General features: G+C 67.1%; 27 protein-coding genes. 15 read left to right on the forward strand and 12 right to left on the reverse strand.

The window, feature by feature from the left end; all coding sequences use genetic code 11:
- Positions 1 to 186: 186 nt before the first annotated feature.
- Positions 187 to 861 (reverse strand): hypothetical protein, encoded by a 675-nt coding sequence (locus OG474_RS05135; protein WP_405061028.1) that lies wholly within the window; start codon positions 859 to 861, stop codon positions 187 to 189.
- Positions 862 to 917: 56 nt separating this feature from the next.
- Positions 918 to 1,271: an ArsR/SmtB family transcription factor gene (locus OG474_RS05140; protein ID WP_391547185.1), complete on the reverse strand. Its 354-nt coding sequence runs from the start codon at positions 1,269 to 1,271 to the stop codon at positions 918 to 920.
- Positions 1,272 to 1,385: 114 nt separating this feature from the next.
- On the opposite strand from OG474_RS05140, the gene OG474_RS05145 reads away from it, so the two are divergent.
- Positions 1,386 to 2,615 carry a sodium:proton exchanger gene (locus tag OG474_RS05145; protein ID WP_405061029.1) on the forward strand — a complete coding sequence of 410 codons (1,230 nt, stop codon included), beginning with the start codon at positions 1,386 to 1,388 and terminating at the stop codon, positions 2,613 to 2,615.
- Between the two features lie 115 nt (positions 2,616 to 2,730).
- Here the strand turns inward: OG474_RS05145 and OG474_RS05150 are convergent, their stop codons facing one another.
- The 4 genes from OG474_RS05150 to OG474_RS05165 all read right to left on the reverse strand — a co-directional run bounded on the left by OG474_RS05150 (position 2,731) and on the right by OG474_RS05165 (position 6,236).
- Complete coding sequence (locus tag OG474_RS05150) at positions 2,731 to 3,030, reverse strand: WhiB family transcriptional regulator (RefSeq protein ID WP_132408948.1); 300 nt, start codon at positions 3,028 to 3,030, stop codon at positions 2,731 to 2,733.
- A gap of 121 nt (positions 3,031 to 3,151) precedes the next feature.
- On the reverse strand, positions 3,152 to 3,655 hold the full coding sequence (locus OG474_RS05155) for a GNAT family N-acetyltransferase (RefSeq protein ID WP_405061030.1): 504 nt from the start codon (positions 3,653 to 3,655) through the stop codon (positions 3,152 to 3,154).
- A gap of 1 nt (position 3,656) precedes the next feature.
- Positions 3,657 to 4,625 carry a zinc-binding dehydrogenase gene (locus tag OG474_RS05160; RefSeq protein ID WP_405061031.1) on the reverse strand — a complete coding sequence of 323 codons (969 nt, stop codon included), beginning with the start codon at positions 4,623 to 4,625 and terminating at the stop codon, positions 3,657 to 3,659.
- Between the two features lie 414 nt (positions 4,626 to 5,039).
- Positions 5,040 to 6,236, reverse strand: coding sequence for an NADP-dependent malic enzyme (locus OG474_RS05165; RefSeq protein ID WP_405061032.1), 1,197 nt, complete (start codon positions 6,234 to 6,236; stop codon positions 5,040 to 5,042).
- Positions 6,237 to 6,463: 227 nt separating this feature from the next.
- Here OG474_RS05165 and OG474_RS05170 point away from each other — a divergent pair, with 227 nt between their 5' ends.
- The 8 genes from OG474_RS05170 to OG474_RS05205 all read left to right on the forward strand — a co-directional run bounded on the left by OG474_RS05170 (position 6,464) and on the right by OG474_RS05205 (position 12,908).
- A complete protein-coding gene (locus tag OG474_RS05170) occupies positions 6,464 to 7,306 on the forward strand; it encodes a transporter substrate-binding domain-containing protein (RefSeq protein ID WP_405061033.1) in 843 nt (280 codons plus the stop codon).
- The gene (locus tag OG474_RS05175; RefSeq protein ID WP_405061034.1) at positions 7,303 to 8,124 is read left to right on the forward strand and encodes an amino acid ABC transporter permease; all 822 of its coding nucleotides are present in this window, start codon (positions 7,303 to 7,305) and stop codon (positions 8,122 to 8,124) included. The genes OG474_RS05170 and OG474_RS05175 overlap by 4 nt, the downstream gene beginning before the upstream one ends.
- A gap of 1 nt (position 8,125) precedes the next feature.
- Positions 8,126 to 8,878: an amino acid ABC transporter ATP-binding protein gene (locus OG474_RS05180; RefSeq protein ID WP_405061035.1), complete on the forward strand. Its 753-nt coding sequence runs from the start codon at positions 8,126 to 8,128 to the stop codon at positions 8,876 to 8,878.
- A 153-nt stretch (positions 8,879 to 9,031) separates the two neighbouring features.
- Positions 9,032 to 9,934: an ABC transporter substrate-binding protein gene (locus OG474_RS05185; RefSeq protein WP_405061036.1), complete on the forward strand. Its 903-nt coding sequence runs from the start codon at positions 9,032 to 9,034 to the stop codon at positions 9,932 to 9,934.
- A complete protein-coding gene (locus OG474_RS05190) occupies positions 9,934 to 10,890 on the forward strand; it encodes an amino acid ABC transporter permease (RefSeq protein WP_405061037.1) in 957 nt (318 codons plus the stop codon). Before OG474_RS05185 ends, OG474_RS05190 begins: the two co-directional genes overlap by 1 nt.
- Positions 10,890 to 11,669: an amino acid ABC transporter ATP-binding protein gene (locus OG474_RS05195; RefSeq protein WP_405061038.1), complete on the forward strand. Its 780-nt coding sequence runs from the start codon at positions 10,890 to 10,892 to the stop codon at positions 11,667 to 11,669. Before OG474_RS05190 ends, OG474_RS05195 begins: the two co-directional genes overlap by 1 nt.
- A gap of 73 nt (positions 11,670 to 11,742) precedes the next feature.
- Complete coding sequence (locus OG474_RS05200; protein ID WP_405061039.1) at positions 11,743 to 12,135, forward strand: ATP-binding protein; 393 nt, start codon at positions 11,743 to 11,745, stop codon at positions 12,133 to 12,135.
- Positions 12,132 to 12,908, forward strand: a complete 777-nt coding sequence (locus tag OG474_RS05205) for an RNA polymerase sigma factor SigF (RefSeq protein WP_405061040.1) — start codon at positions 12,132 to 12,134, stop codon at positions 12,906 to 12,908. The genes OG474_RS05200 and OG474_RS05205 overlap by 4 nt, the downstream gene beginning before the upstream one ends.
- Positions 12,909 to 12,914: 6 nt before the next feature.
- Here OG474_RS05205 and OG474_RS05210 read toward each other — a convergent pair whose 3' ends face one another.
- Entirely contained in the window at positions 12,915 to 13,325 is a 411-nt protein-coding gene (locus tag OG474_RS05210) for a hypothetical protein (protein WP_405061041.1), read from the reverse strand.
- A gap of 620 nt (positions 13,326 to 13,945) precedes the next feature.
- Here OG474_RS05210 and OG474_RS05215 point away from each other — a divergent pair.
- Complete coding sequence (locus tag OG474_RS05215; protein WP_132169366.1) at positions 13,946 to 14,197, forward strand: WhiB family transcriptional regulator; 252 nt, start codon at positions 13,946 to 13,948, stop codon at positions 14,195 to 14,197.
- 82 nt (positions 14,198 to 14,279) lie between these two features.
- Here the strand turns inward: OG474_RS05215 and OG474_RS05220 are convergent, their stop codons facing one another.
- On the reverse strand, positions 14,280 to 15,758 hold the full coding sequence (locus OG474_RS05220; RefSeq protein ID WP_405061042.1) for a sensor histidine kinase: 1,479 nt from the start codon (positions 15,756 to 15,758) through the stop codon (positions 14,280 to 14,282).
- Positions 15,759 to 15,841: 83 nt separating this feature from the next.
- On the opposite strand from OG474_RS05220, the gene OG474_RS05225 reads away from it, so the two are divergent.
- Entirely contained in the window at positions 15,842 to 16,747 is a 906-nt protein-coding gene (locus OG474_RS05225; RefSeq protein WP_405061043.1) for a DUF2785 domain-containing protein, read from the forward strand.
- On the opposite strand, the gene OG474_RS05230 is transcribed toward OG474_RS05225, so the two are convergent.
- On the reverse strand, positions 16,706 to 17,650 hold the full coding sequence (locus OG474_RS05230; RefSeq protein ID WP_405061044.1) for a helix-turn-helix transcriptional regulator: 945 nt from the start codon (positions 17,648 to 17,650) through the stop codon (positions 16,706 to 16,708). The two genes, OG474_RS05225 and OG474_RS05230, sit on opposite strands and share 42 nt — an antisense overlap.
- A 52-nt stretch (positions 17,651 to 17,702) precedes the next feature.
- Between OG474_RS05230 and OG474_RS05235 the strand changes: the two genes are divergently transcribed.
- Complete coding sequence (locus tag OG474_RS05235) at positions 17,703 to 18,074, forward strand: VOC family protein (protein WP_405061045.1); 372 nt, start codon at positions 17,703 to 17,705, stop codon at positions 18,072 to 18,074.
- Here the strand turns inward: OG474_RS05235 and OG474_RS05240 are convergent.
- Entirely contained in the window at positions 18,064 to 19,035 is a 972-nt protein-coding gene (locus OG474_RS05240; protein WP_405061046.1) for an endonuclease/exonuclease/phosphatase family protein, read from the reverse strand. The two genes, OG474_RS05235 and OG474_RS05240, sit on opposite strands and share 11 nt — an antisense overlap.
- 84 nt (positions 19,036 to 19,119) lie before the next feature.
- On the opposite strand from OG474_RS05240, the gene OG474_RS05245 reads away from it, so the two are divergent.
- The 3 genes from OG474_RS05245 (at position 19,120) to OG474_RS05255 (ending at position 21,737) form a co-directional block, all read left to right on the forward strand.
- Positions 19,120 to 19,395 carry a DUF3311 domain-containing protein gene (locus tag OG474_RS05245; protein ID WP_405061047.1) on the forward strand — a complete coding sequence of 92 codons (276 nt, stop codon included), beginning with the start codon at positions 19,120 to 19,122 and terminating at the stop codon, positions 19,393 to 19,395.
- Between the two features lie 62 nt (positions 19,396 to 19,457).
- Entirely contained in the window at positions 19,458 to 21,047 is a 1,590-nt protein-coding gene (mctP, locus tag OG474_RS05250) for a monocarboxylate uptake permease MctP (RefSeq protein ID WP_405064544.1), read from the forward strand.
- A 132-nt stretch (positions 21,048 to 21,179) separates the two neighbouring features.
- On the forward strand, positions 21,180 to 21,737 hold the full coding sequence (locus OG474_RS05255) for a DUF5317 domain-containing protein (protein WP_405061048.1): 558 nt from the start codon (positions 21,180 to 21,182) through the stop codon (positions 21,735 to 21,737).
- Here OG474_RS05255 and OG474_RS05260 read toward each other — a convergent pair.
- Together OG474_RS05260 and OG474_RS05265 are read right to left on the reverse strand one after the other, a co-directional pair.
- On the reverse strand, positions 21,727 to 23,001 hold the full coding sequence (locus OG474_RS05260; RefSeq protein ID WP_405061049.1) for an HD-GYP domain-containing protein: 1,275 nt from the start codon (positions 22,999 to 23,001) through the stop codon (positions 21,727 to 21,729). The two genes, OG474_RS05255 and OG474_RS05260, sit on opposite strands and share 11 nt — an antisense overlap.
- Positions 23,002 to 24,354, reverse strand: coding sequence for an HD-GYP domain-containing protein (locus tag OG474_RS05265; protein WP_405061050.1), 1,353 nt, complete (start codon positions 24,352 to 24,354; stop codon positions 23,002 to 23,004).
- Positions 24,355 to 24,528: the final 174 nt, after the last annotated feature.

The following is a 24,528-nucleotide window of genomic DNA, read 5'->3' on the forward strand; positions in this document are numbered from 1 at the left end:
CGACAGCTCAGCCACCTTGGTCATCGTCCCGGTCAGGTGCAGCGAGTCCCGCGCCTGGAAGTACGTCGTACTGAGCCCTGCCGGTCCTGCATCCCCCCTCGGACCGGCAGGGCTCCTCTCACCCCAGGTCATGGCGAGCTCGTTGGAGCGGCACTTCTCGCCGGACTGGACGACGCGGAGGGCCCCCTAGTTGAGTGCGTCGACCTTGATGGCAGAGAGCCGAGAGTTCGCGGCCAGGCCGCTCTGCATCTCGCAATGCATCGTGACCAGATGGCCGTCGGGGCCGACCCGGACCGCTCCCTGCACGCTGACGGTCGTTCGGGCCGAGCCTTCGAGCCGGACGTTGGATTCGTCGCCGGGGTAGATCGCGCAGGTTGCGTTCTGGGGGGCGGAGTCGTAGTTCTGCAGGTCGACCTTCGCGAACAGCAGCCACAGCCCCTCGGGCAACGTGACCGAAACGATCGGCGTGACACCACCTCTGAGCTCGATGTGGGTCGTCTGCTGGATGTATCCGTGGCTCGACCCCGCCGGCCCTACGTCTCCCTTGGGCCCGGCGACACCCTGCGGTCCGGCATTGCCTTTCGGCCCGGCAACGCCCTGCGGCCCCGGGACCCCCTGCGCACCGGCAAAGCCTTGGGGACCTGCCGGACCCTTCTGGTTCCAGGTCATGGCGAGCTCGTTGGAGCGGCACTTCTCGCCGGACTGGACGACGCGGAGCGCGCCCTTGTCCTGGAGAAAACCGCCCTTGTTGTAGCAGCCGTGGACCGTACCCGCCGGATCCGGAATGGCGGCGTACGCGACGCTTCCTGCCCCGATCAGACCGACCGCCGCGGCGATCCCTGTGATGCGTGCTTTGTTCATGCACCCGATCGTGCGACCGGCACTTCACAGAACCTTCAGACCAGCTTCAGACCGGGTCAGTCGGTGTGTGGGGGCCTGGTGCGGCGGGGTGGGTCGGGGGCGAGGGAGCCGTCGGGGGCGATGTGCTCGAAGATCTGGTCGACGAGGTTGAGGACGTGCGGGTCGTCGACGGTGTAGATGTGGCGGCGGCCCTCGCGGCGGGCCGTGATGATGCCGGCCAGGCGGAGTTTGCCGAGGTGCTGGCTGGCGGTGGCGATGCTGACTCCGACCCGGTCGGCGAGGGTGCCGACGTCGTACTCGCCCTGGGCGGCGAGGGCGACCAGGTGCAGGCGCACCGGGGCGGACAGCATCGCGAAGGTGCCGGCGGCGGATTCCAGCTGGGCCTTCGTGGGTTCGGGGTACGTCGTCATCGCGCAGTCATTGTGACCGCTGAACGGGCCGTTCAGTAGGCCGCCGGGCCGAGGTGAGGACGGTCTCACACTTTCGCAATTGCGAAAGTATCAAAACGGTGGCACGCTGGAGACATGGTCAGAGCGCTTCGCCCAGTGCTGTTGCTGCTGCTGGTGGCGGTTCCCGCCGTCGCACTGCGGCTGGCCGGCACCCATCCGCCGGCCCTCGTCTCGATCCTGGTCTTCGGGCTCGCGGTCGTGGCCGCGTCGTTCGTGCTGGCCTGGGCGGCCGAGGCCGCGGAGGTCGACATCTCCGGCGGCCTGGCGATCGCGCTGCTCGCTGTGATCGCGGTCCTGCCGGAGTATGCGGTGGACCTCTACTTCGCGCACACGGCCGGCAGCAACCCCGACTACGTGCAGTACGCCGCCGCCAACATGACCGGGTCGAATCGGCTGCTCCTCGGCCTCGGCTGGTCCAGCGTCGTGCTGATCAGCCTGTATGTCGCCTCGCGGCGCAGCGGCCAGACCGTCAAGACGCTCGTCCTGGAGTCGGGCTACCGCCGCGAGCTCGGTTTCCTCGCGATCGCCGGCGTGGTCGCGTTCGTGATCCCGGTGACCGGCGAGATCCACCTGGTCCTCGGGATCGCGCTGCTCGCCTTCTTCGCCTACTACCTGTATCGCGCCGCCGTCTCCGGGCACGACGACGAGCCCGACCTGATCGGCCCGGCCGCGCGGATCGGCGGCCTGCCGACCGTGCCGCGGCGGATCGTGGTGATCGGGATGTTCGTGGTCTCGGCCGCGGTGATCCTGGCCTCGGCAGAGCCGTTCGCCGACTCGCTGGTGCAGGGCGGCCGGACGCTGGGGATCGACCAGTTCCTGCTCGTCCAGTGGCTGGCCCCGCTGGCCTCGGAGGCGCCGGAGTTCATCATCGCGATCCTGTTCGCCTGGCGCGGCAAGGGCGCGGCGGCCCTCGGCCTGCTGATCTCGGCCAAGGTGAACCAGTGGACCCTGCTGATCGGCAGCCTCCCGATCGCCTACGGCATCGGCGGCGGCCCGGCCGCGCTGCACCTGGACGGCCGGCAGATCGAGGAGTTCCTGCTCACCGCCACCCAGACCCTGCTCGGTATCGCGGTGCTGCTCAGCCTCCGCTTCCCCCGCTGGGCGGCCTGGACGCTACTCGGCCTGTTCGCGATCCAGTTCGCCGTACCGGGTCAGACCGGCCGCTACATCCTGAGCGCGATCTACCTGGTGCTCGCGATCATCGCCGTCATCCGCAACCGCCACCACCTGCTCGCCACCCTCCGGGCCCCCTTCCGCAAACCCGCCGTACCAGCCGAGGAAACCCGCGAGCTCGTCGACGCCTGACTCTTCCCGTTTGGTGGGTGACCCACCCGCGTTGGAGGTTCCCCCACCGAATTCCTGGGTGGAAACCTCCTACCTGGTGGGTGCACCCACCAAATGCGGCTCGGAGGGGCGTGGGTCAGCTGGCCTGCTGCTCTTCTACGGTGGCTATGCGGGTACGGCGTTCCTGGGGGCCGGGGCGACCGCGGCGACGGCCGGAGAGGAACTTCTCCCCGGCGGCGGTGCCGGTGAACTTGGTCCGGCGGGCCCATTCGCGGCACTCCTCGAGCACCGGGCAGGAGGTCAGGCAGATCGCCTGCGCCTTGCGCTGCTCCCACTGGCTGGCGCTCTCGTCGTACGACGGGGCCTGGCCGACGCACGCGGCGCGGCTCATCCAGTTGTCGGCGGGGTCGACGATCACCGTCAAAAGCGGCCTCATGGGCACTCCTGCTCCCTCATCGATCGGGCGGATCGAGTACGTCGGGGGTTTCCCGGCGGTAGGACCAGCGTGCGTCACGTGCGTTGCCTCGGTGCGACGCGAATGTTTCCGGGAGGAAACGTCACGTCCGGACGAGCCGGATCTCCCACAGGTCGAAGAACTCGTCGTGCAGCCGCTCACCGTCCGCCACGAAGCCCTGCCGTGCGTAGAACCCGAGCGCCCGCTCGTTGTTCTCGAACACCCACAGGTACGCCGGATCCTTGCCGACGGCAACGTCCAGGAGCCGGGTCCCGAGCCCGGTCCCCCACCACGCCTGCCGGGTGTAGATCGCCTGCAGCTCGAGCGGCACCGGCGAATCCTCGTCCCGCCCCGGACTGCTGATCGAGAATCCGGCCACCCGGTCCCGTACGTCGGCCTCCTCGGCCGGGTTGATCGCCAGCCAGCGGACGCTCCCGGCAGACAGAGCCTGCGTCCAGCGCTCGATCCGCTGCGGCACGTTCGCGGTGCGCTGGGCGAGGAGATCGGCCGGCGCGAGACCGGCGTACGCCTCCTGCCAGCACTGCAGGTGGCACCAGGCGGCTGCCTCGGCGTCCTCGACCGTCGCCTGGCGGATCTCCGGAGTCATGTCAGACAGTGAAGACGATCTTCCCGAACACGTCACCCGAATTCAGCTTCGCGAATCCCTCCCGCGCCTGCGCCAGCGGCAGGACGGTGTCGATATGCGGCTCGATCCCGGCGTTCGCCATGAACTGCACCACCTCGGCCAGCTCGTTCCGGGTCCCCATCGTGGAGCCCTGCACCCGGAGCTGCAGGAAGAAGATCCGGTTCAGCTCCGCGGACTTCGGCGCCTGGCCGCTGGTCGCGCCGGAGATCACCAGCGTCCCGCCCTGCTTGAGGGACTTCATCGAGTGCGACCAGGTGGCCTGTCCGACCGTCTCCATCACGGCGTCCACCCGCTCAGGCAGCCGCGCCCCGGACTCGAACACGTCGTGCGCACCGATCTCCAGCGCCTTGGCCCGCTTCGCCTCGTCGCGGCTGGTCGCCCAGACCCGGATCCCGGCCGCCCGCGCCAGCGTGATCAGCGAGGTCGCGACCCCACCGCCCGCGCCCTGCACGAGCACGGTGTCGCCCGGCTTCAACGGCGACTGCGTGAACAGCATCCGGTACGCCGTCAGCCACGCGGTCGGCAGACACGCAGCCTGCTCGAAGCTCAACCCAGCAGGCTTCGGTACGACGTTGCGCGCCGGCACCGAGATCTTCTCCGCCAGCGTCCCGTCGTAGATCTCACTGAGCAGCGACCGCTTCGGGTCCATCGTCTCGTCGCCCCGCCACTCCGGGTCCGAGATCACCGCATGTACGACGACCTCGTTGCCGTCGGGATCGACACCGGCGGCGTCGCAGCCAAGGATCATCGGCAGGTTCTTCTCAAGCAGTCCCACGCCCTTGAGCGACCACAGGTCGTGGTGGTTGAGCGCCGACGCCTTCACGTCGATCGTCACCCACCCGTCCCGCGCCTCCGGCTCCGGCCGCTCCCCCACCTCGAGAGCCCCCACCGGATCCTCGGCATCGAACCGCGCAGCATAAGCAGCAAGCATGCAAACCACCCTAGGCTCTCGTTCCCCCACAGTCCCCAACCCCGCCCAACCGCCCCCACCCCCCACCCCCCACTTGGATGGGCAACCCCCACTTCTGATGGGCAACCCCCCGATCTGGTGGATATCCCTCGCAATGGGGTGTTGCCCACTCAGATTCTCGACAGGCAACCCCTCAATGCAGTGGATAACCCCTCCGCTCGGGGGTTGCCTCTCTGAAGTGGGGGGTTGCCCACCACCGTGGGGGGTTGCCCATCCAAGTGGGGGGTTGCCCGTCCGGATTCGGAGGGGGCAACCCCCCTGCTCGGGGGTTAACCCCTTGGCTGAGGGGTTGCCCGCTGCGGTTGGGGGTTGCCTATCCAAGTGGGGGGTTGCCCATCGAAGTGGGGGTTGGCCAGTGGGGTGGAGCGGGGTGGGTTAGGGGCGGGCTACGTGGTCGGTTTGGGCGGCGGCGGCTACGGCGGCGGCTACGGCGGGGGCGACTCGGGGGTCGAACGGCGACGGGATGATGTAGTCGGGACGCAGGTCGCCGGGAGTGATCAGGCCGGCCAGGGCGTTCGCGGCCGCGAGCTTCATGCCCTCGGTGATCCGGGAGGCGTTCGCGTCGAAGGCGCCGCGGAAGATGCCGGGGAACGCGAGCACGTTGTTGATCTGGTTCGGGAAGTCCGAGCGACCGGTCGCGACGACGGCGGCGTGCCGGTGCGCGATGTCCGGGTGCACCTCGGGGTTCGGGTTGGCGAGGGCGAAGATCATCGCGTCCGGCGCCATCCGGGCGATCGCTTCCTCGGGAACCGTTCCGCCGGAGACACCGATGAACACGTCGGCGCCGTCCAGAGCGTCCACCAACCGGCCGGACAGACCGCCGGTGTTGGTGTCCCGCGCCAGCGACAGCTTCACCGGGTTCAGATCCGCCCGGTCCTCGTGCAGCACGCCCTTCGAATCCACGACCGCCAGATCCCCGACCCCGGCCTGCAGCAGGATCCGCGCACACGCGACCCCGGCCGCACCGGCCCCCGAGATCACCACTCGGATCGCGGAGATCGACTTGCCGGTCACCCGGAGGGCGTTCTGCAACGCGGCCAGTACGACGACCGCCGTACCGTGCTGGTCGTCGTGGAAGACCGGGATGTCCAGCCGCTCCTTCAGCCGGCGCTCGATCTCGAAGCAGCGCGGCGCCGAGATGTCCTCGAGGTTGATCCCGCCGAACGACGGCGCCATCCGCACGACCGTCTCGACGAACTCGTCCACGTCGGTGCAGTCCAGCGCGATCGGCACCGAGTCGACGCCGCCGAACTCCTTGAACAGCAGCGCCTTGCCCTCCATCACCGGCAACGACGCGGCCGGGCCGATGTCACCGAGGCCCAGTACGGCGGTCCCGTCCGTGATGACGGCGACCACGTTCGACCGCCACGTGTAGCGGCGGGCCAGCGACGGGTCCTCGGCGATCGCCGTACAGACCCGGGCGACGCCGGGCGTGTAGGCCATCGACAGCTCGTCGGCGTTCGTGACGTGCACCGACGACGTCACCTCGATCTTGCCGCCGCGGTGCAGCTCGAAGACCGGATCGCCTTCGTAGGGATCGGTGAGATCAACAGAAACAGGTTGGGCGACCATGCCAAAGCCCCTCGGGGAGAGATGTGTACAGAGCTGAGCGCGCCAGACTTTGATGCGTCGAACGGCGCTGGTTCCAGGGGGTCACCCGTGCTCATCGAGTAAACCACAGCGTCCACTGGTCTGCTGTGAGCGGCCCCACACACATAACGATCCCGGCGATGTCCGGTCCAGGAACTGCCTGCTGTGCCAGGATGCGGAATTCAGACCCCTGTCGAGGAGTAATCGCGATGAACATCGTCCGCACTCTCCGTACGCATCGCCGGACCACAGCGGCCGTCGCCGCAGCGGCCCTCGCACTCTCCCTGGCCGCCTGCGGCAATGGCTCGGGCAGCGGAGGGTCCGACGACAAGGCGAAGGCCGCCGGGATCGAGCTGGTGAAGTCCGGCACCCTGACGATCTGCACCCACCTGTCCTACAAGCCGTTCGAGTTCAAGGACGGCACCAAGGTCGTCGGCTTCGACGTCGACCTGCTGACCCTGCTGGCCGACGACCTCGGCCTGAAGGTCGACGTGCTCAGCATCGAATGGGCGCAGATCACCTCGGGCGCCGCCTTCCAGGCGAAGAAGTGCGACATCGGCATGGGCGCGATGACGATCACCCCGGAGCGTCAGGCCGCGATCAGCATCTCCGACCCGTACATGGACGCCACCCAGGTGCTGATGGTCAAGAAGGACTCCGGCATCAAGGGGCTGGCCGATCTGCGCGGCAAGGTGCTCGGCGCCCAGTCCGACACCACCGGCAAGACCTACGCCGACAAGTACAAGGACGCCAACGGCTACAAGGTGATCCCGTTCAACGACATCTCCCTGCAGGAGAACAACGTCAAGTCCGGCCGGGTGGCCGCGGCGATCAACGACAACGGCGCGCTCTACAACTTCGTCAAGGACAACCCGGACATGGAGATCGTGGCCGAGTTCGACACCAAGGAGCAGTACGGCTTCGCCGCGCTGAAGGACGGCACCGGCCCGAAGATCATCGCGAAGTACAACGAGCTGCTGGCCAAGGCGAAGACCGACGGCAAGTACAACGAGATCTACAAGACGTGGTTCGGGGTTGAGCCGAAGAAGTGAGCACCCAGACCGAAATCGTCGTCCGCAGGGGGCTGAGTCCGCGGCAGCGGGCCCGGCGCTCCCGCCTGGTCCAGTACGCCGTCCTCGTGGTGCTCGTCCTGCTCGCGCTCGTCTTCGCGGACTGGAAGCAGATCGGCTCGGTGTTCTTCCGGCCGGAGTTCATCAGCTCGACGATCCGGGACGGCGTTCTCCAGGCGCTGATCAAGACCGTCGAGTACACCGCCGGCGCCTTCGTGATCGGCCTGGCCGGTGGCACGTTGCTGGCGCTGATGCGGCTCAGCAGCGTCGGCCCGTACCGGTGGATCGCGACCGCCTACATCGAGTTCTTCCGCGGCCTGCCGGCGATCGTGGTGTTCATCGCGTTCAGCCTGCTGCCGCTGGCCTTCCCGGGCATGACGATCCCCCTCGACCCGTACGGCGTGGTCTGGCTCGCGCTCGGAATCGTCGCGGCGGCGTACATGGCCGAGGTGATCCGGGCCGGGATCCAGGCGGTGCCGAAGGGCCAGATCGAGGCGGCCCGCTCACTCGGCATGCCGCCCGGGCTGGCGCTGCGCAAGATCGTGCTGCCGCAGGCCTTCCGGATCGTGCTGCCGCCGTTGACCAACGACCTGATCCTGCTGGTCAAGGACTCGTCGCTGGTCTTCATCATCGGCGTCACCATCGACGGTTTCGAGCTGACCGGCTTCGGTCGCGACCTGGCCAACACGACCTCGAACCTGACCCCGATCGTGGTCTGCGGCTTCTGCTATCTGATCATCACCCTCCCGCTCGGCATCCTCGTCCGCCGGCTCGAGGCCCGTGCAGAGAAGAGCCGCTGACATGGCACTCGTCGAGATCAACAACCTGCACAAGTCCTTCGGCAGCAACCACGTCCTGCGCGGGATCGACTTCACCGTCGAGCAGGGCGAGGTCGTCTGCGTGATCGGCCCGTCCGGCTCGGGCAAGTCGACGCTGCTCCGCTGCGTCAACCTGCTCGAGGTGCCGCAGGAGGGTCAGGTGATCGTCCGCGGTGAGGACATCACCGACCCGGACTGCCACCTGGACGCCGCCCGCGCGAGCATCGGCATGGTGTTCCAGCAGTTCAACCTGTTCCCGCACCTCAACGTGTTGCGGAACTGCACCGTCGCCCAGACCACCGTCCTGGGACGCAAGCCCGACGAAGCCGAGCGCGTTGCCCGGGGCAACCTCGACCGGGTCGGCCTCAACGACAAGGTCCACGCCTTCCCGGCCCAGCTCTCCGGCGGCCAGCAGCAACGCGTCGCCATCGCCCGGGCGCTCTCGATGGACCCGGCCCTGATGCTCTTCGACGAGCCCACCTCGGCCCTCGACCCCGAGCTCGTCGGCGACGTCCTGACCGTGATGCGCAAACTCGCCCTCGAAGGCATGACCATGCTCGTGGTCACCCACGAGATGGCCTTCGCCCGCGAGGTCGCCGACCGCGTCGTCTTCATGGACGGCGGCGTCATCGTCGAGCAGGGCGCACCCGCCGACGTCATCGGCAACCCCCAGGAAGAGCGCACCAAGCTCTTCCTCAAGCGGGTCCTCGACCCCACTCACGTCCAGGATTCGTGACGCTGTGTGCCCGGGTGGTCGACGGGCCGCACGCATCGACTACGAATAGGTCTCCATTCCGGAGATGACGCTGCGTTCGGGGTAGCGCTCTGTGTCAAGATGCGGACCACACGGCGCCGGAAATCGGCCGGCGCCCGGTCTTGGAGGACCTAGATGTCTGTCCTGCGGAGGACGCTCGTACTGTCGGGTGTCTTGGTTCTGGCTGCGGCCGGCTGTGGCTCGAACTCGCTCGAGAACAACGGTTCCGGCGCCGGCCCGACCGCGCCCGCGAGCGGGCCGGCGTCCGTCGATCCGGCGCTGGTCGCCGCGCTGCCGCCGAAGATCGCGGCCGCCAAGAAGATCGTCGTCGGCACGGACGCGACGTACCGGCCGAACGAGTTCCTGGAGGGCGGCACGAAGGTCGTCGGGATGGACGTGGACCTGTTCACCGCGGTCGCGGCCAAGTTCGGCCTGACCGTTGAATGGAAGCCGGCGACGTTCAACACGATCATCACCGGTGTCCAGGGCGGTAAGTACGACATGGGCATCTCGTCGTTCACGATCAACGACAAGCGCAAGCAGCAGGTCAACATGGTCAGCTACTTCAGCGCGGGCACGCTCTGGGCGACCGCCAAGGGCAACCCCAAGGGCGTGAACGCCGACACCGCCTGCGGCAAGACGATCAGTGTGCAGACCGGTACGACGCAGCAGCTCGACGACCTCCCGGTCCGGCAGAAGAAGTGTAAGGACTCCGGCCAGCCGCCGATCAAGGAGCTGCCGCGGGACAAGCAGGACCAGGCCACCTCGGACCTCGTCTCGGGCAAGTCCGACGCGATGCTCGCCGACTCCCCGGTCGTGCTGGACGCGATCAAGCAGACCAACGGGTCGATCGAGAAGCTCGGTGAGATCTACGACGCGGCGCCGTACGGCTACGTGGTCCCGAAGGACCAGGCCGACTTCGCCAAGGCGATCGCCGAGGCCCTGAAGGCCCTGAACACCGACGGCACCTACAAGTCCGTGCTGCAGAAGTGGAACAACGACTCGGGTGCGATCACCGACTTCGCGGTCAACCCCTGATGAGTGCGGACACCACCCCGGCCGGTACGACGGAAGACCGGCCGGGCGCGATCCACGCCGTACCGGTCCGGCATCCCGGGCGCTGGGTGGCGATCGCCGCGATCGCCGTCCTGGCCGCGATGCTGATCCACCTGCTGGTGACCAACAAGGCCTTCGACTGGAAGTTCGTCTTCGAGGCGATGAACCAGCAGCCGGTGATCAACGGGCTGCTCAAGGGCACGCTGCTGGTCACCGCGCTGTCGATGGTGGTCGGGGTCGGCGGCGGCGTCCTGCTGGCCGTGATGCGGCTGTCGGACAACCCGATCCTGTCGGGGGTGTCCTGGGCGTTCACCTGGTTCTTCCGGAGCGTCCCGCGGTACATCCTGCTGTTCACGATGGGCACGCTCGGGATCCTGTTCCCGGACGGCCTGGCGTTCGGGATCCCGTTCGACTGGAAGCTGATGGAATGGCTGGGGATGACCGGCGACTGGCGGTTCCTCACCCTGGACGCCAACCAGGTGTTCACGGGTCTGGTCGCGGGTGTGATCGGGCTCGGGCTGTCCGAGGCGGCCTACATGGCCGAGATCGCCCGGGCCGGCATCATGTCGGTGGACAAGGGCCAGGCCGAGGCCGCCGAGGCGCTCGGCATGAGCAAGGGCAAGGCGATGCGCCGGGTCGTGCTGCCGCAGGCGATGCGCGTCATCGTGCCGCCTACCGGCAACGAGACGATCGCGATGCTGAAGGACACCTCGCTGCTGGTCGCCGTCCCGGTGATCGGTGAGCTGTTCTACCAGTTGCAGTCGATCGGAACGACGTACTACAAGACCTTTCCGATCGCCGTCGCGGCCAGTCTGTACTACCTGGCCGCGACCAGTGTGCTGATGGTCGGGCAGTACTTCCTCGAACGGCACTTCGGCAAAGGCTTCGGTACGACGGCGCCGCGGGCTGCTCGTCCGGCCGGGGCAGGGGGTGCGTGATGGCTGACAGTCCGCTGGTCCATGCGGTCAACGTGACCAAGTCGTTCCACCACAACGAGGTGCTGAAGGGCATCGACCTCGATGTCGACGCCGGCCAGGTGGTCTGCCTGCTCGGGCCGTCGGGTTCGGGCAAGACGACGTTCCTGCGCTGCATCAACCAGCTCGAGACGATCGACGGCGGCCGGATCTGGGTCGACTGCGACCTGATGGGGTACGCCGAACGTGGGGACAAGCTGTATCGGCTGAAGGACAAGGAGATCGCGGCCCAGCGGCGCGAGATCGGGATGGTCTTCCAGCGGTTCAACCTGTTCCCGCACATGACCGCGATCGAGAACGTGGCCGAGGCGCCGGTCCAGGTCAAGGGCGAGTCGAAGAAGGTCGCCCGCGAGCGCGCGCAGTCGCTGCTCGACCGGGTCGGCCTCGGCGACCGCTGCGCGGCGTACCCGGCGCAGCTGTCCGGTGGCCAGCAGCAACGAGTTGCCATCGCGCGGGCCCTGGCGATGCAGCCGAAGCTGATGCTCTTCGACGAGCCGACCTCCGCGCTCGACCCCGAGCTGGTCGGCGAGGTGCTGTCGGTGATGCGCGAGCTCGCCGCCGACGGGATGACGATGATCGTGGTCACCCACGAGATGTCGTTCGCCCGTGAGGTGGCCGACACCGTCGTCTTCATGGACGCCGGCGTGGTCGTCGAGGCCGGTCCCCCGGCCGACGTGATCGGCAACCCGCAACACCAACGCACCAAGACCTTTCTGACGCGATTGAGGTCTGAACACTCCTGAGGGTTGGCGCCGTGCTTCAAATGCGGTGAGAGTGGTAGAAGTACGGCGTCAAGCCAATGTCAGAGGAGACGAAGTGAGCAGCACGGGGAAATCGGCCGAGGTCCGCCTGAGCATTCCGGCGGACGGTGCGTACATCGCCGTACCGCGGTCCGTGGTGGGGAACCTTGCGGCCCGCAACGACTTCACCGTCGACGCCATCGACGATCTGCGGATCGCTGTCGACGAGGCGTGCTCCTTGCTGCTCCCGCAGGCCACGGACGGCGTCCTGGACTGCGTTTTCGAGATCGCTCCGCCGCAACTGACGGTCCGCACGAGCGCCGTCGTACCGGCCGGCTGGACGCCGGACACCACGTCGTTCGGCTGGACCGTGCTGACCGCCCTGGTCGAGACCGCTGCCGTCGAGACGATCGACGGCCGGCTCACCATCACCGTGACGGCCACCGCCGTGACGACGGAGAAACTGTGAGCGAGGCTTCCCAGCATCCTGACCTACGTACCCGGACTGCCACCTTCTTCTCGGCGATGCACGCCGCGGGAGCCGGTACGCCGGAGCACAACGCTGCCCGGGACGGCCTGGTCTCGTTGCACATGCCGCTCGTCGAGCACCTGGCCCGCCGCTTCCGGAACCGCGGCGAACCGTACGACGATCTGGTCCAGGTCGCGACGATCGGGCTGATCAAGGCGATCGACCGGTTCGACTCCGACCGCGGGGTGGAGTTCTCGACGTACGCGACCCCGACGATTCTCGGTGAGATCAAGCGCTACTTCCGGGACAAGGGCTGGGCGATCCGGGTGCCGAGGCGCCTGCAGGAGCTGCGGTTGTCGCTGACCGCGGCGACCGCGGAGCTGACGCAGGAGCTCGGTCGTGCGCCCACTGTGGCCGAGTTGTCGGTGCGGCTCAGCCTGCCGACCGATCTGGTGATCGAGGGGCTCGAGTCCGCGAACGCCTACAACACGTTGTCGCTGGACGCACCGGACCAGAACGAGTCCGACGCGACCACGGTCCTGGACGGGCTGGGTGGCGAGGACGAGGCGCTGGAGAGCGTGGAGTACCGCGAGTCACTCAAACCCTTGCTGGCGCAGCTCGACCACCGCGAGAAGCGAATCCTGACACTGCGATTCTTCCGGGGTATGACGCAGTCCCAGATCGCGGAGGAGATCGGCATCTCGCAGATGCATGTCTCCCGGTTGCTGGCCCGCACGCTGACCGAACTGCGGGCCGGACTGCTCAAGGAATAACCGGAATTACAGAACCGGGTGGTCTTTTTCCGGGTTGTCGACGAGGGCCGCGGTGGATTCCTTACGGAACGCCCCGATCATCACGCCAATTGATGCCACCGCGAGGGCGAACGCGACCCCGCGGGTGCCGCTACCCCAGAAGCTGTAGGCGATCGCGAGCTGGATCAGCTGGCTGAACACCGCTGGTCCACGGCTCCAGGTCGACGCCCGGAACAGGCCGCGGGCGACCACGCCCAGACCGACGCCGTACAGGATGAAGAACACCGTGGTGGTCAGTCCGAGGATCAGGCGGGAGCCGTGAATCGTAAATGCTTCGGCAATTCCGAGGACTACGAGCACAAGCCCTTCCGCTGCGACCACCGCCGCGGCTAACTTGAGCGATCTCGGTACAACGGCAGCTGGGGAGTCGGTCGGCACTCCGTCAGCTTAGGGTGTGCCGGCTGGTCTTGTGCAGTCGCGAGCAGGTGCTCGGTGGTGTAGCTCGGTGTGCTGGAGCGAAGGATTCGATGCGGAGCATCGTGGCCTTTGCGCCAGTGCAGCGAGGTGCGCCGCCGAGTGCCGCGCAGCACGCACAAGACCAGCCGGGACACCCTGAATGCGCGTTGTGCGGTGAACTCGGGCGCACGGGACGACAACCACCTCTTTCCGCGCCCCGGCCGGGTGTGCGGAACCCCAGCCCCACAGGGATTCGAGGTTGTGCGTAACCAAAGCGTTGTTCCATCGGTTACTTGCAGTGAACGGGTGATTGCGATCGAGCGCCTCAGTCCGGTTAACGGACGCTGGGCACCGTCACGCACCGGTTCGTAGTGTTAAGGAAGTGTTGTGATCTGATCGACAACTCCAGAACCCTTGTTTCACACGCCTGAGATTGGGAACATGGAGTCGTTCGTGAAAGCGTTCACAACTAGCCACGAACATTCAGACCCTCGCAGGACGGACCCCTCCGTCGCGAGAAGTACGACGAGTACAGCACCCGCTGATCGGGCACAGACCTAACCGACAGCGTACTTCCACTACTGAGAGAGATGGGATTCGCCATGGATTGGCGCCACCGGGCCATTTGCCTCGATGAGGACCCGGAACTGTTCTTCCCCATCGGCAACACCGGGCCCGCGATCATGCAGATCGAGGAGGCCAAGCAGGTGTGCCGCCGGTGTGACGTGCGTGAGCAGTGCCTCGCGTGGGCACTGGAAGCCGGCCAGGACCACGGTGTCTGGGGCGGCCTGAGCGAGGACGAGCGACGTGCGCTGAAGCGCCGTAACGCCCGCCAGCGCATCCGCACCGCCTGAGAGAACTTTTCGTCGAGGCCCCGCGGGATCCGCGGGGCCTTTGCTGTTCAACACAGCACTGTTTCTCGAGCCCTACTACTTGTTACTCGGCGACCGGAAAGTCCACTGTGACTTGGGTTCCGCTCTTCCCGTCATGGCGAGGGCCGAACTCCAGCGTGCCGTCGAGCTCCCCGAGCACCAGAGTGCGAACGATCGACAGCCCCAGGTTTCCGGACAGCTCGGAATCGAAGTTCGCGGGCAGTCCCTGACCGTCGTCGACGACGGTCACATGCAATCGGCCGACCGACCGGTTACCGGTCAGCTCGATGACACCTGAGGATTCCTCGCCGTCGCGGGTGCCGAACGCGTGCTCCACCGAGTTCTGCATCAGCTCGGTCAGGACCATCGCCAACGGCGTGGCCTGATCGGAGTCCAGGACACCGAAGCTCCCGCTGCGCCGGATCTCCACAGCGGTGGCAACGGTCGAAACATCGGCCACCATGGCGGCGACACGATCCGCGACGTCGTCGAAATCCACATGCTCGTCGAACGATTCGGAGAGTGTCTCGTGCACGATCGCGATCGAACCGACCCGGCGGACCGCTTCGGCCAACGCCTCCTGGGCTTCCGGCACGGCCATCCGCCGGCCCTGCATCCGCAGTAACGCGGCCACGGTCTGCAAGTTGTTCTTGACGCGATGATGAATCTCCCGGATGGTCGCCTCTTTGGTGACCAGCTCCCGTTCCCGGCTGCGCAGCTCCGTCACGTCCCGGAGCAGGATCAGCGCTCCCACGTGCTGGCCGTCGGCCCGCAACGGGATCGCCCGCAGGAACAAGGTCGCGTCGGCGTTCTCGATCTCGATCTCTTTGGCCGCACGTCCGGTCAGCACGGTCGCGAGCACGTCGTCGACCTTGGTCCCGGTGTGCAGCAGGTCCGCGGTGATGTCCTTGAGCCGGCTGCCGACGAGATCCGTGACGAGTCCCATCCGCCGGTACGCCGACAACGCGTTCGGGCTGGCGAACGTCACCATCGCGTGCCGATCGACCCTGATGCACCCGTCCCCGACTCGGGGCGACGTGGACAGCAGCCGCTCCCCGCCGTACGGGAAGATGCCGTCGGTGATCATCCGGGCCAGATCGGTGGCGCTTTGCAGGTAGGCGATCTCGAGCCGGGACGGGGTCCGGACGCCGAGCAGGTTGGTGTTGCGGGCGATCACCGCGATCACCCGGGAGCCACGCCGTACTGGGATCGTCTCGACCCGGACCGGTACGTCGTCGCGCCACTCCGGGTCGCCTTCGCGGCAGATCCGGCCACCGTCGTAGGCCTGGTCCAGCAGGTGCCGGCGACCGCGCGGGATGAAGCTGCCGACGATGTCGTCCAGGTAGGCCGTCGGTCCGGTGGTCGGACGCATCTGCGCGCCCGCCCAGAAGCCGAGGCCTTCGGTGTCGGGCAGCCAGAGGACCAGATCGGCGAACGACAGGTCCGCCAGCATCTGCCAGTCCGAGACGAGCAGCTGCAGGCGATCCAGGTCGGCCTGGTCGAGGGTCGTGTGGTTTCGCGCCACATCGCTCAAGGACGGCACAGGCCTGATGGTACTTACTCTGGTCAGCTCGACAATTAGGTGTAGACAGGTGTTTGATCTCAGACGAACGGAAGGAAGCTTTGGTGGAGTCGACGTACTGGCAGGACGTGATGGCCGCGGACTACGCGGTTCCCCACGACCGTGCGCTGAACGACCTCACCGAAGAGCTGGTCCGCGGTCTCGCGTCGACCAACCCGCAGGTCCGGGACGCACTGGCCTATCCCACTTTGGCGACCTGGCTCGAGCGCGGTGTCTACGACGACCTGCTGCCCGGCTTCGGTGACGGCCTCTGTGCCGGGCTGTCCTACGGACTGGGCGAGGAAGGTACCGACAGTGTCTTCCGGCGCTCCTTCACCGCACTGACGCTCGCTGAGGTCATCCACCGCGACAACGCCGAGTTCCTCGTCCACGACGAGGTGGTGATGCGCTGGGGCGACCGGCTCGCCACCTGGCTGCTGCGTGAGCGCGACCTGCGCGGCTTCGTGCCGGACTGCGGCTGGGCGCATGCCGTTGCGCACGGTGCCGACGCGATCGGCGCTCTGGCCCGCTCCCGGCACTGCGACGTCGGAGTGCTCCGCGCACTGCTCGACGTGCTGGCGGACCGGATCGTCAAGGACACGCAGTATCGCTGGGTGCATGAGGAGCACGACCGGGTCTCGCACGCGGTCATGACGATCCTGCACCGCAACATGCTGACCAGTGACGAGCTGGAGCGCTGGCTGAAGCCGATTGCGGCGACTGCGGCCCAGCAGCCGCTGATGCACGAGACTCTGCCGGAGTGGCCGACCCCTCCGGTCTTCAACGCCCGTGGCGTGCTGCATGTGCTGCTGAGCCAGCTGGCGATCGGTGTGAAGGGCTTCCCGATCCCTGGTGACGACGAGCTGTTCGGACGGCCGATCGAGGCCCGTGCTGATCTGCTGTTGATGCTCACCGAGGCAGTGCAGGGTTCACAGCCCTACATCTACCGGCCGGCTGCTAATCCCTCGTAGCCGGTCGGCCAACTGGCGCACGTGATCCCGCAGCTCGGCCGGCCGCTCAATCACAAACGGCCGGTCTAGTCCGGCGAGCAGGGCGGGGACCCAGTCGAGGCGCTCGGCTCTTAGCTCCACGCGCACTTCGTTGTCCAGTGGGGTGAGCACAGCCAGGCCAGGTGGGAGCCGACGCTGCACCTCCTCCACTGTGGCCTGCACCCGGACCGAGACCTCATGGGTCCATGGAGTAGTCGCCAGAGACTCCAGGACTGCCCGAGCCGGGTCGACACCCGACACTCGGGCTGCCCCTCGCTCGGAGGCCGTGGCCTTTGGCAACGATGCCGCACCGATGCGGTCCAGCCGAAAGGTGCGGTCGGCGGTGGCGACGTACCAGCGCTCGCCGTGCCGGACGACGCCGTACGGCTTGATGCTCCGGGTCGTGGTCTGCCCCTGGCGATCTGTGTAGGTGATCTCGACTGCCCGCTGGTCCCGTGCGGCCTCGGCGATCGTGAGGAGGACTCCGGTGTCGGTGGGGAGCGTCGACCGCGGCGTCGCGGTGAACGACGAGGTGCTTAGTAAGGCGTCGAGGCGGTCCGCCAGCCGAGTGGGCAGCACCCGGCGGACCTTCGACAGTGCTGTGTCCGCGGCGGTGGAGTCCGGCCCGGCGCGGAGGGCTAGCGCGACGGCGACCGCCTCGTCGTCGGTGAGCATCAGCGGGGGCATCCGGAAGCCCGGTGCGAGCCGATAGCCGCCGTACCGGCCGCGGACCGACCGGACCGGGATGTCCAGTTCAGTCAGGTGCTCGGCGTACCGCCGGACCGTGCGCTCGTCGACGCCGAGCCGGTCGGCGAGGTCCGCGACGCGGCGGGTGCCGCCGCCCTGGAGAAGCTCTAGCAGCGCTAGGACCCTTGCGGTGGACATTGGGCCAGAATACCGGGCGGAAGTTGTCCGGTATTGGTTCTACGGTCGAGGTATGACAACAACCTTCGCCTCGACCCGCATCGTGACCGACGACCTGGACGGTCTGGTGGCTTTCTACGAGCACGTCACCGGTCTCACCGCGAGCCGGCCGGCTCCGGTGTTCGCCGAGTTCCGGACGGCCGCGGGCACCTTCGCGATCTCGAGCAGCCAACTAACCAACCGGTTGTATGGCCCCGACGTCGTACGGGCAGCCGCCAACCAGACGGCGTTCCTGGAGTTCCAGGTGCCCGACACCGACGCGGAGTTCGCCCGGCTGTCCGACCTGGAGTTCGTTCAGGAGCCGACCACGATGCCGTGGGGCAACCGCTCGGCGCTGCTCCGCGACCCGGACGGCAATCTGGTGAACCTGTTCACTACCCCTTAGGTACGGCGACCGTCGCGACGACCGCGAGGTGATCGGTCCCCTCGACCTCGTACGTCGCGAACCGCAGCGGCTGGATCGTCCGGGTGGCCAGCACATGGTCGATCTGGGTCCGGGCGATCGCCGGCTGGTCAGCCGGCCAGGTGCCCTTCAGACCGCCACCGACGGACGGCCCGACGCTGCGACAGTTCGACGCGAGCGCCCAGCGGAAGTCCGAGTGATCCACGGTCGCGTTGAAGTCACCGGCAACGATGGTCGGCGGATCCTGCGCGCACCAGCGCCGTACCTGGGTCAGGTCGTGCTTCCACGGCGGCACGTCATCGGGTAGCGGCGGGAAGCCGTGGTACGCGACCAGCCGCAGCTGGCCCAGATTGCCACCCGTGATCATCAGGTTGCCGAAGGTGGTCGGCAGGTCCGCCTTCACCTGCACCGCTCCCAGAGAGGCCGATACGAGCGCGCTGGTGGCGCTCTCCACCGCGTTCGTGGGCTGTTCGGTGTAACCGGTGTACTCGAGGTCGTGGAGCTGCGCACGAATCTGCTCGCGAACGTCGACCTGTGCCTCCGGCAACGACACCAGGTCCGGCTTGTGCTCCCGGATGAGCTCCGCGACCGCACCGGCGTTCGCGCCGCCGCCCAGCACGTTGGCGACCATGATCGTCAGCACCCGGGTATCCGCCGCCGGAGTCTTCGGATCACTCGTCACCCGCGGCAGAGTCAGCCCAGCACCGATCAGAGTCAGTACGGCGACCAGTCCAGCCGCTATCCGCCAGCCCCGGCGGATGAGCATCAGCAGGGCCACCACGAACACCAGAATCAGCCCCTGCGGCCGGAAAGCGGCCAGCTGGGTGAACGGCGTCACCTCGTCCAGACCGTAGAGCTCCGGATACAGCGGGACGGCAACGATCAGCAGAAACAGCACCGACAGCACGATCCGCCGTACGAACCATGCCTTTTCGTTATCCACGGACCACCCCGAAGCTCTAGTCGCTTGTCCGAAGGAAAAGGTAGCGTGCTCCGTTGCGCCCGCACTGTCCCGAGGAGGTTCGCAGTGTCCCGATTGTCCGCGGTGAAACCCGCGTACTGGATTGCCGGTGTCCTACTGGCGGTCACGGTTCTCGCACCGCTCATCGTGTCGAGCTATGCCAAGGCAGAGCCCCGGCTGTGGGGATTCCCGTTCTTCTACTGGTACCAGCTGCTGTGGGTCGTGCTGTCGGTGTTCACGGTCGGCATCGCGTACAAGCTGGTCATGGGCGAGGAGCGCAAACGGCGGGCTGCCCAGGGTCTCGGTGACCCGGACAAGCCGGCGAAGGGGGCAGAGCAGTGAACCACTCAGTCGACTGGGTGCAGTTGATCGTCGTCGTGGTGATCTTCGTCGCCGTCACGGTGATGGGCTTCATGGCGTCCCGCTGGCGGGCCTCGGGCTCGATGGACAACCTCGACGAGTGGGGTCTGGGCGGCCGCGGCTTCGGCACCTTCATCACCTGGTTCCTGCTCGGCGGTGACCTCTACACGGCGTACACGTTCATCGCCGTACCGGCCGCGATGTATGCCACCGGAGCCGTCACCGGCTTCTTCGCGGTGCCGTACACGATCGTGGTCTACCCGCTGATCTTCGTCTTCATGGCGCGGCTCTGGTCGGTCTCGCACCGGCACGGCTACGTGACGCCGGCCGACTTCGTCCGCGGCCGCTACGGCAGCCGCTGGCTGTCGCTGGCCGTCGCGCTGACCGGCATCCTGGCCACCATGCCGTACATCGCGCTGCAGCTCGTGGGCATGCAGGCGGTCTTCGAGACGATGGGCCTGGGCGGCGACAGCCTGCTCGCCAAGGACCTTCCCCTGCTGATCGCGTTCGCCGTGCTCGCGGCGTACACGTACTCCTCGGGTCTGCGCGCGCCGGCGATGATCGCGTTCGTCAAGGACGGACTGATCTACCTGGTGATCGGTGTCGCGATCGTCTATCTGCCGCACGCACTCGGCGGCTGGGACGCGATCTTCGGCGCCGCGGAGAAGAAGCTGACCACCCCGAGCCCGACCACGGGCAAGCCGGTCGGCAACTTCATCCCCGGCCTGACCGGGCAATCGGCGTACTGGACGCTGGCACTCGGATCGGCGCTCGCCCTGTTCATGTACCCGCACTCGGTGACGGCGGTGCTGTCCACCAAGAACCGGAACGTCGTACGGCGGAACGCGGCGATCCTGCCGGCCTACTCGCTGCTGCTCGGCCTGCTCGCCCTGCTCGGCTTCATGGCTATCAAGGCGAACGTCAACATCACCGGCCTGGACGGTCTGCCGAACCCGCAGCTGGCGATCCCGCGGCTGTTCGACCAGGAGTTCCCGTCCTGGTTCGCGGGGATCGCGTTCGCGGCGATCGCGGTCGGCGCGCTCGTGCCGGCCGCCATCATGTCGATCGCGGCGGCGAACCTGTTCACCCGCAACATCTACAAGGACTTCCTGAAGAAGGACGCGTCGCCGGCCCAGGAGGCCAAGGTCTCCAAGCTGGCCTCGCTGCTGGTGAAGTTCGGGGCACTGATCTTCGTGCTCGGGATGGACAAGACGATCTCGCTCAACCTGCAACTGCTGGGCGGCATCTGGATCCTGCAGACGTTCCCGGCGATCGTGGTCGGCCTGTTCACCCAGTGGTTCCACAAGTGGGCGCTGATGGCGGGCTGGGCGGTCGCGATGGTCTACGGCACCGTCGAGGCCTACAACGTGGTGAACCCGGCGACCAAGAAGCACTTCGGCGGATCGGTCACGAACATCCCGTTCACCGACACCCAGGCCTACATCGGCCTGATCGCGTTCACCCTGAACCTGGTGATCGTGATCGTGCTGACGCTGGTGTTCCGGGCGCTGAAGGTGGCACCGGGCGTGGACGTCACGCACCCGTCGGACTACACCGCCGACAAGGGCGACCCGGGCGTTCACGAGCTGCCCGACCTGCTCGACGAGGGCGGCGCGGCTGCGGCCAAGTCCTAGCTCTTCCGGTGGCCCTGGGGATTTCCCTGGGGCCGCCTTTCTTTGTGCTGACGTTACGTTTTGCCACCATTTCGACACGCTGCGCAATCAGCTTGCCCGAATTCGGGCTGTCGGAACGGCAGAATCGCGAGCGTGTTGCTGGTCCTCCTCGTCATGGCGCTCGCCGCCCTCGCGGCGCTCGCCACGGGCGGACGCCTGGACCGCCTTGCCGACAACACCTTGACCGGCCTGCACTGGCTCGCCGCGGCCGCCATCGGCCAGCTCCTCGGCTCCCTCTTCGGCGGTACGGCGTATCCCGTCGGCCTGATCGGCTCCGCCGTCTGCATCGCCGTCTTCCTCCGCGAGAACCTCCGTCAGCCCGGAGTCGGCCTGCTCGCCCTCGGCTTCTTCTCCAACGCCGCAGTCGTCGCCCTGAACGGCGCCATGCCCGTCTCAGCGGCCGCTCTGGCCCGCGCGGGCCTCTCCCCGGTCGTCGTGGTGGACCAGCGCCACGAACTCACCACAGCCGCCACCACGTGGCCCTGGCTGGGCGACGTCGTACCGGTCGCTCTCCCTGGCCTCGGCCAAGCGGTCAGCCCCGGCGACGTCCTGATCGCCGCCGGCGCCGGGCTCCTCCTGTACGTCGGCATGGGCGCCTCCGGCCGGGTCCCTGCTCACACCGCCCCGGCCTGGGACGACCTCAGAACCTGAAGCCGCGCCCGATCACTCTTCTGAGCGAGTCGACCACCACCGGGTCGTACTCCGCCCCGATCCCCAGCCCGATCGACTCCATCGCCTTGTCCGGCGACTGCCCGCTGCTCTCCCCCACCAACTGCTCGTAGGCCAGAGCCACGTTCACGATCCCGCTCTCCACCGGAATCTCGGCATTGTTCGCCCGCCCCTGCCGATAAGGATCATTGGAGTGCCGCACGATCTCCGCCACATGATCCAGCACCCCCGACCGCTCAATAACCGAAGCCCCGATCTCCGCCGCCCGCTGCCGCTCCTCCCTCGTCCTGAGCAAACTCGCCCCACCCGGACTAGGATCCGCCAACGCCAACTGCCCAACCCCAGACAACAGCGCCGCATACTCCAAGGCTTCGATGCGGGCCGGAGTCAGACCAAGGTCGTAGCCCATCGCAACCGCAAGCTGCGACGTACGACCGTTCTGCCCGGGACTGCTGAACCCCGCGATCTCCGTACTGCGCGCCATCGAACGTACGGTAGTCCGGTACGTCCTCTGAGCGGATGCATAGCGCCGGAACGCGAACTGGGTGAGCAGCAGCGGTACGACGACGAGCGGCGGGCCCCACAGGCCCAGCAATGACGTGCTGATCGCCAATAGCATGCCGCTGATCGCCATCGCCATCCCGATCCGGGCCGCGATCACCAATTCGTCTCGCAACGCTGCAGGGAAGGGCTGATTGAACTTCTCGGTCGCCTGTCCCGCCCCGACCAGAGCGTCCATGGCGGCGGCTGTCAGAACCGCCAGCAGCATCGATCCGGTCAGAGCGATCGCAGCCACCCATCTGCCATCCCAGTACAGGTCGGACGGGGTAACTGCGGTGAAGACCGCAGCGGCAGCGGCCACCGACAGCATCCGTCGTGACGACACCACCAGATCCCATCGAAGGCCCGCCAGCATCCTCGGAAGGATTCCCACCAGAGTTGCGACACCAGCGACCGCAATGATCTGGGCGAGGTCGGGCGGAATGGACACCTCTGGCGGCCGGAGCAGGACGTACCCCAGCGCGGCACTCGTCGCGATCGGCGCCCGGTTCCGATTCCGGTCCACCCGGAACTGCACCATCTCACCGACCGCGATCAACAAGGCGAAGGTCAGCGCGTACTGCCATTCGGTGATTCCGTTGCGGACGGTCAGCCCGAGAGCTGTCACACCCACCACGCCGCCCGCGACGACAATGACGGCACCACTGCCCAGCCGACGCATCTCGATTCGCTCCGAGCTGACCATCTAGGCCTCTGGTCCGGCCGCGGAACCGGTGGCGCCGCCACCGCTCCCGAGGCTCAGGTCGTCGTGATCGATCGCTGCCTGGACAGTCTCGTCCGGCGCCGGCTGATCAGCGGCAGCAGCCTTCCAGCCATCTCGACGGATGACCTCGACGAACGCGTCGACGAGCTCAGGGTCGAAGTGGGTGTAGCGATCCTGCAGCAGGATCTGCAGGGTCTCCTCGACACTCCGCGCCGGCCGATAGGAGCGGGTGGAGGTGAGACAGTCGAAGGCGTCGACGATGCCGATGATCCGGGCGAAGTACGGGATGTTCGTCGCGCTCAGTCCGGCGGGGTAGCCGGAACCGTCGTATTTCTCATGGTGGTGAAGAACTGCCGACTTCACCTCTTCCAGGAAAGGAATGTTCCCGATCAACTCCACCCCACGGGCTGGGTGCAAACGGATCGCGTCCATCTCGGAATCGTCGAGACGGCCCGGCTTCTGAATGATCCTGGTCGGTACGCCGACTTTGCCGACATCATGCAGTAGACCGGCGTGCTCGAGTGCGAGCTGCCGATCCTCGTTGAGCTGGAGATGCCTGCCGAGCATGCCGACGCCTTCGCTGACCCGCTCCGAATGCCCGCGGGTGTAGAGGTCTTTGGTCTCGATGACCTGGATGAAGGCACGCATCGTCGCGGCTTGAGCGTTGCGCTCCGCCTCGTACAGCGACAGCGCCCACCGAGCGACAACCAGAGGGACGACGACCAGCAGAACCGCGATCGGGCCGAGGCCTCCGATCCAAACCACCGCGAGCAGGATGCCCAGCAGACCGTAGCCGGTCATCGGCACTGCGGTCGCGCCGGCGACCTTGCGGAGGAAGACGAGCGGCGACGGGCCACTGCCGTCGAGCCACAGCACCAGACACATCAACGCGGCGTTCACAGCCAGCCAGGACACAATCGCGGCGAAGCCGGAAACCGTTGCCTGCCCTGGTGCGTCCAACACGGCGTCACCACGGACGCCCCCCGTCGTGACGTACACGAATCCGGCAGCGGTGGCGCACAGAACAGCCTGCGCGCCATTGAAAACCCGCCGCATCAAGGGCAAACGACGATCCTGTGTCAACGGCAACAGAACAGCGACAACGACGGTCGCTGCCGGTCCCGACAACAGCAGCAGCGCAATACAGACCACGTGATCGAGGACGGCCCGGACCGGCCCCATCCGCGAGCGCAGCACGACGCTCATCAGCAACAGCAGACCCAGCGTCACGGTCGGCACGTCGATACGGGTCTGGAACAACGCAACCACAACGACCAAAGCGGCGACAGCTGTGCACATCGCCACCGTCAGGCGAAGGGGCCAGCGGCTGCTCACCGATGAACTCTAACCTTCACCACTCCCAACCGCTATTACTCAACATGACACGTCACCTCCGATCAGCGGTCGCAGTCTTGTCCCCATCGACGATGGGGACAGGGGGGCTAGACAGCACATCGCTGACTCGACTGAATTTTGCTCGCAGGGGCTGCGCCGAAACACTGTAAGCCA

This window comes from Kribbella sp. NBC_01505 (assembly GCF_045040285.1).
GTDB lineage: Bacteria > Actinomycetota > Actinomycetes > Propionibacteriales > Kribbellaceae > Kribbella.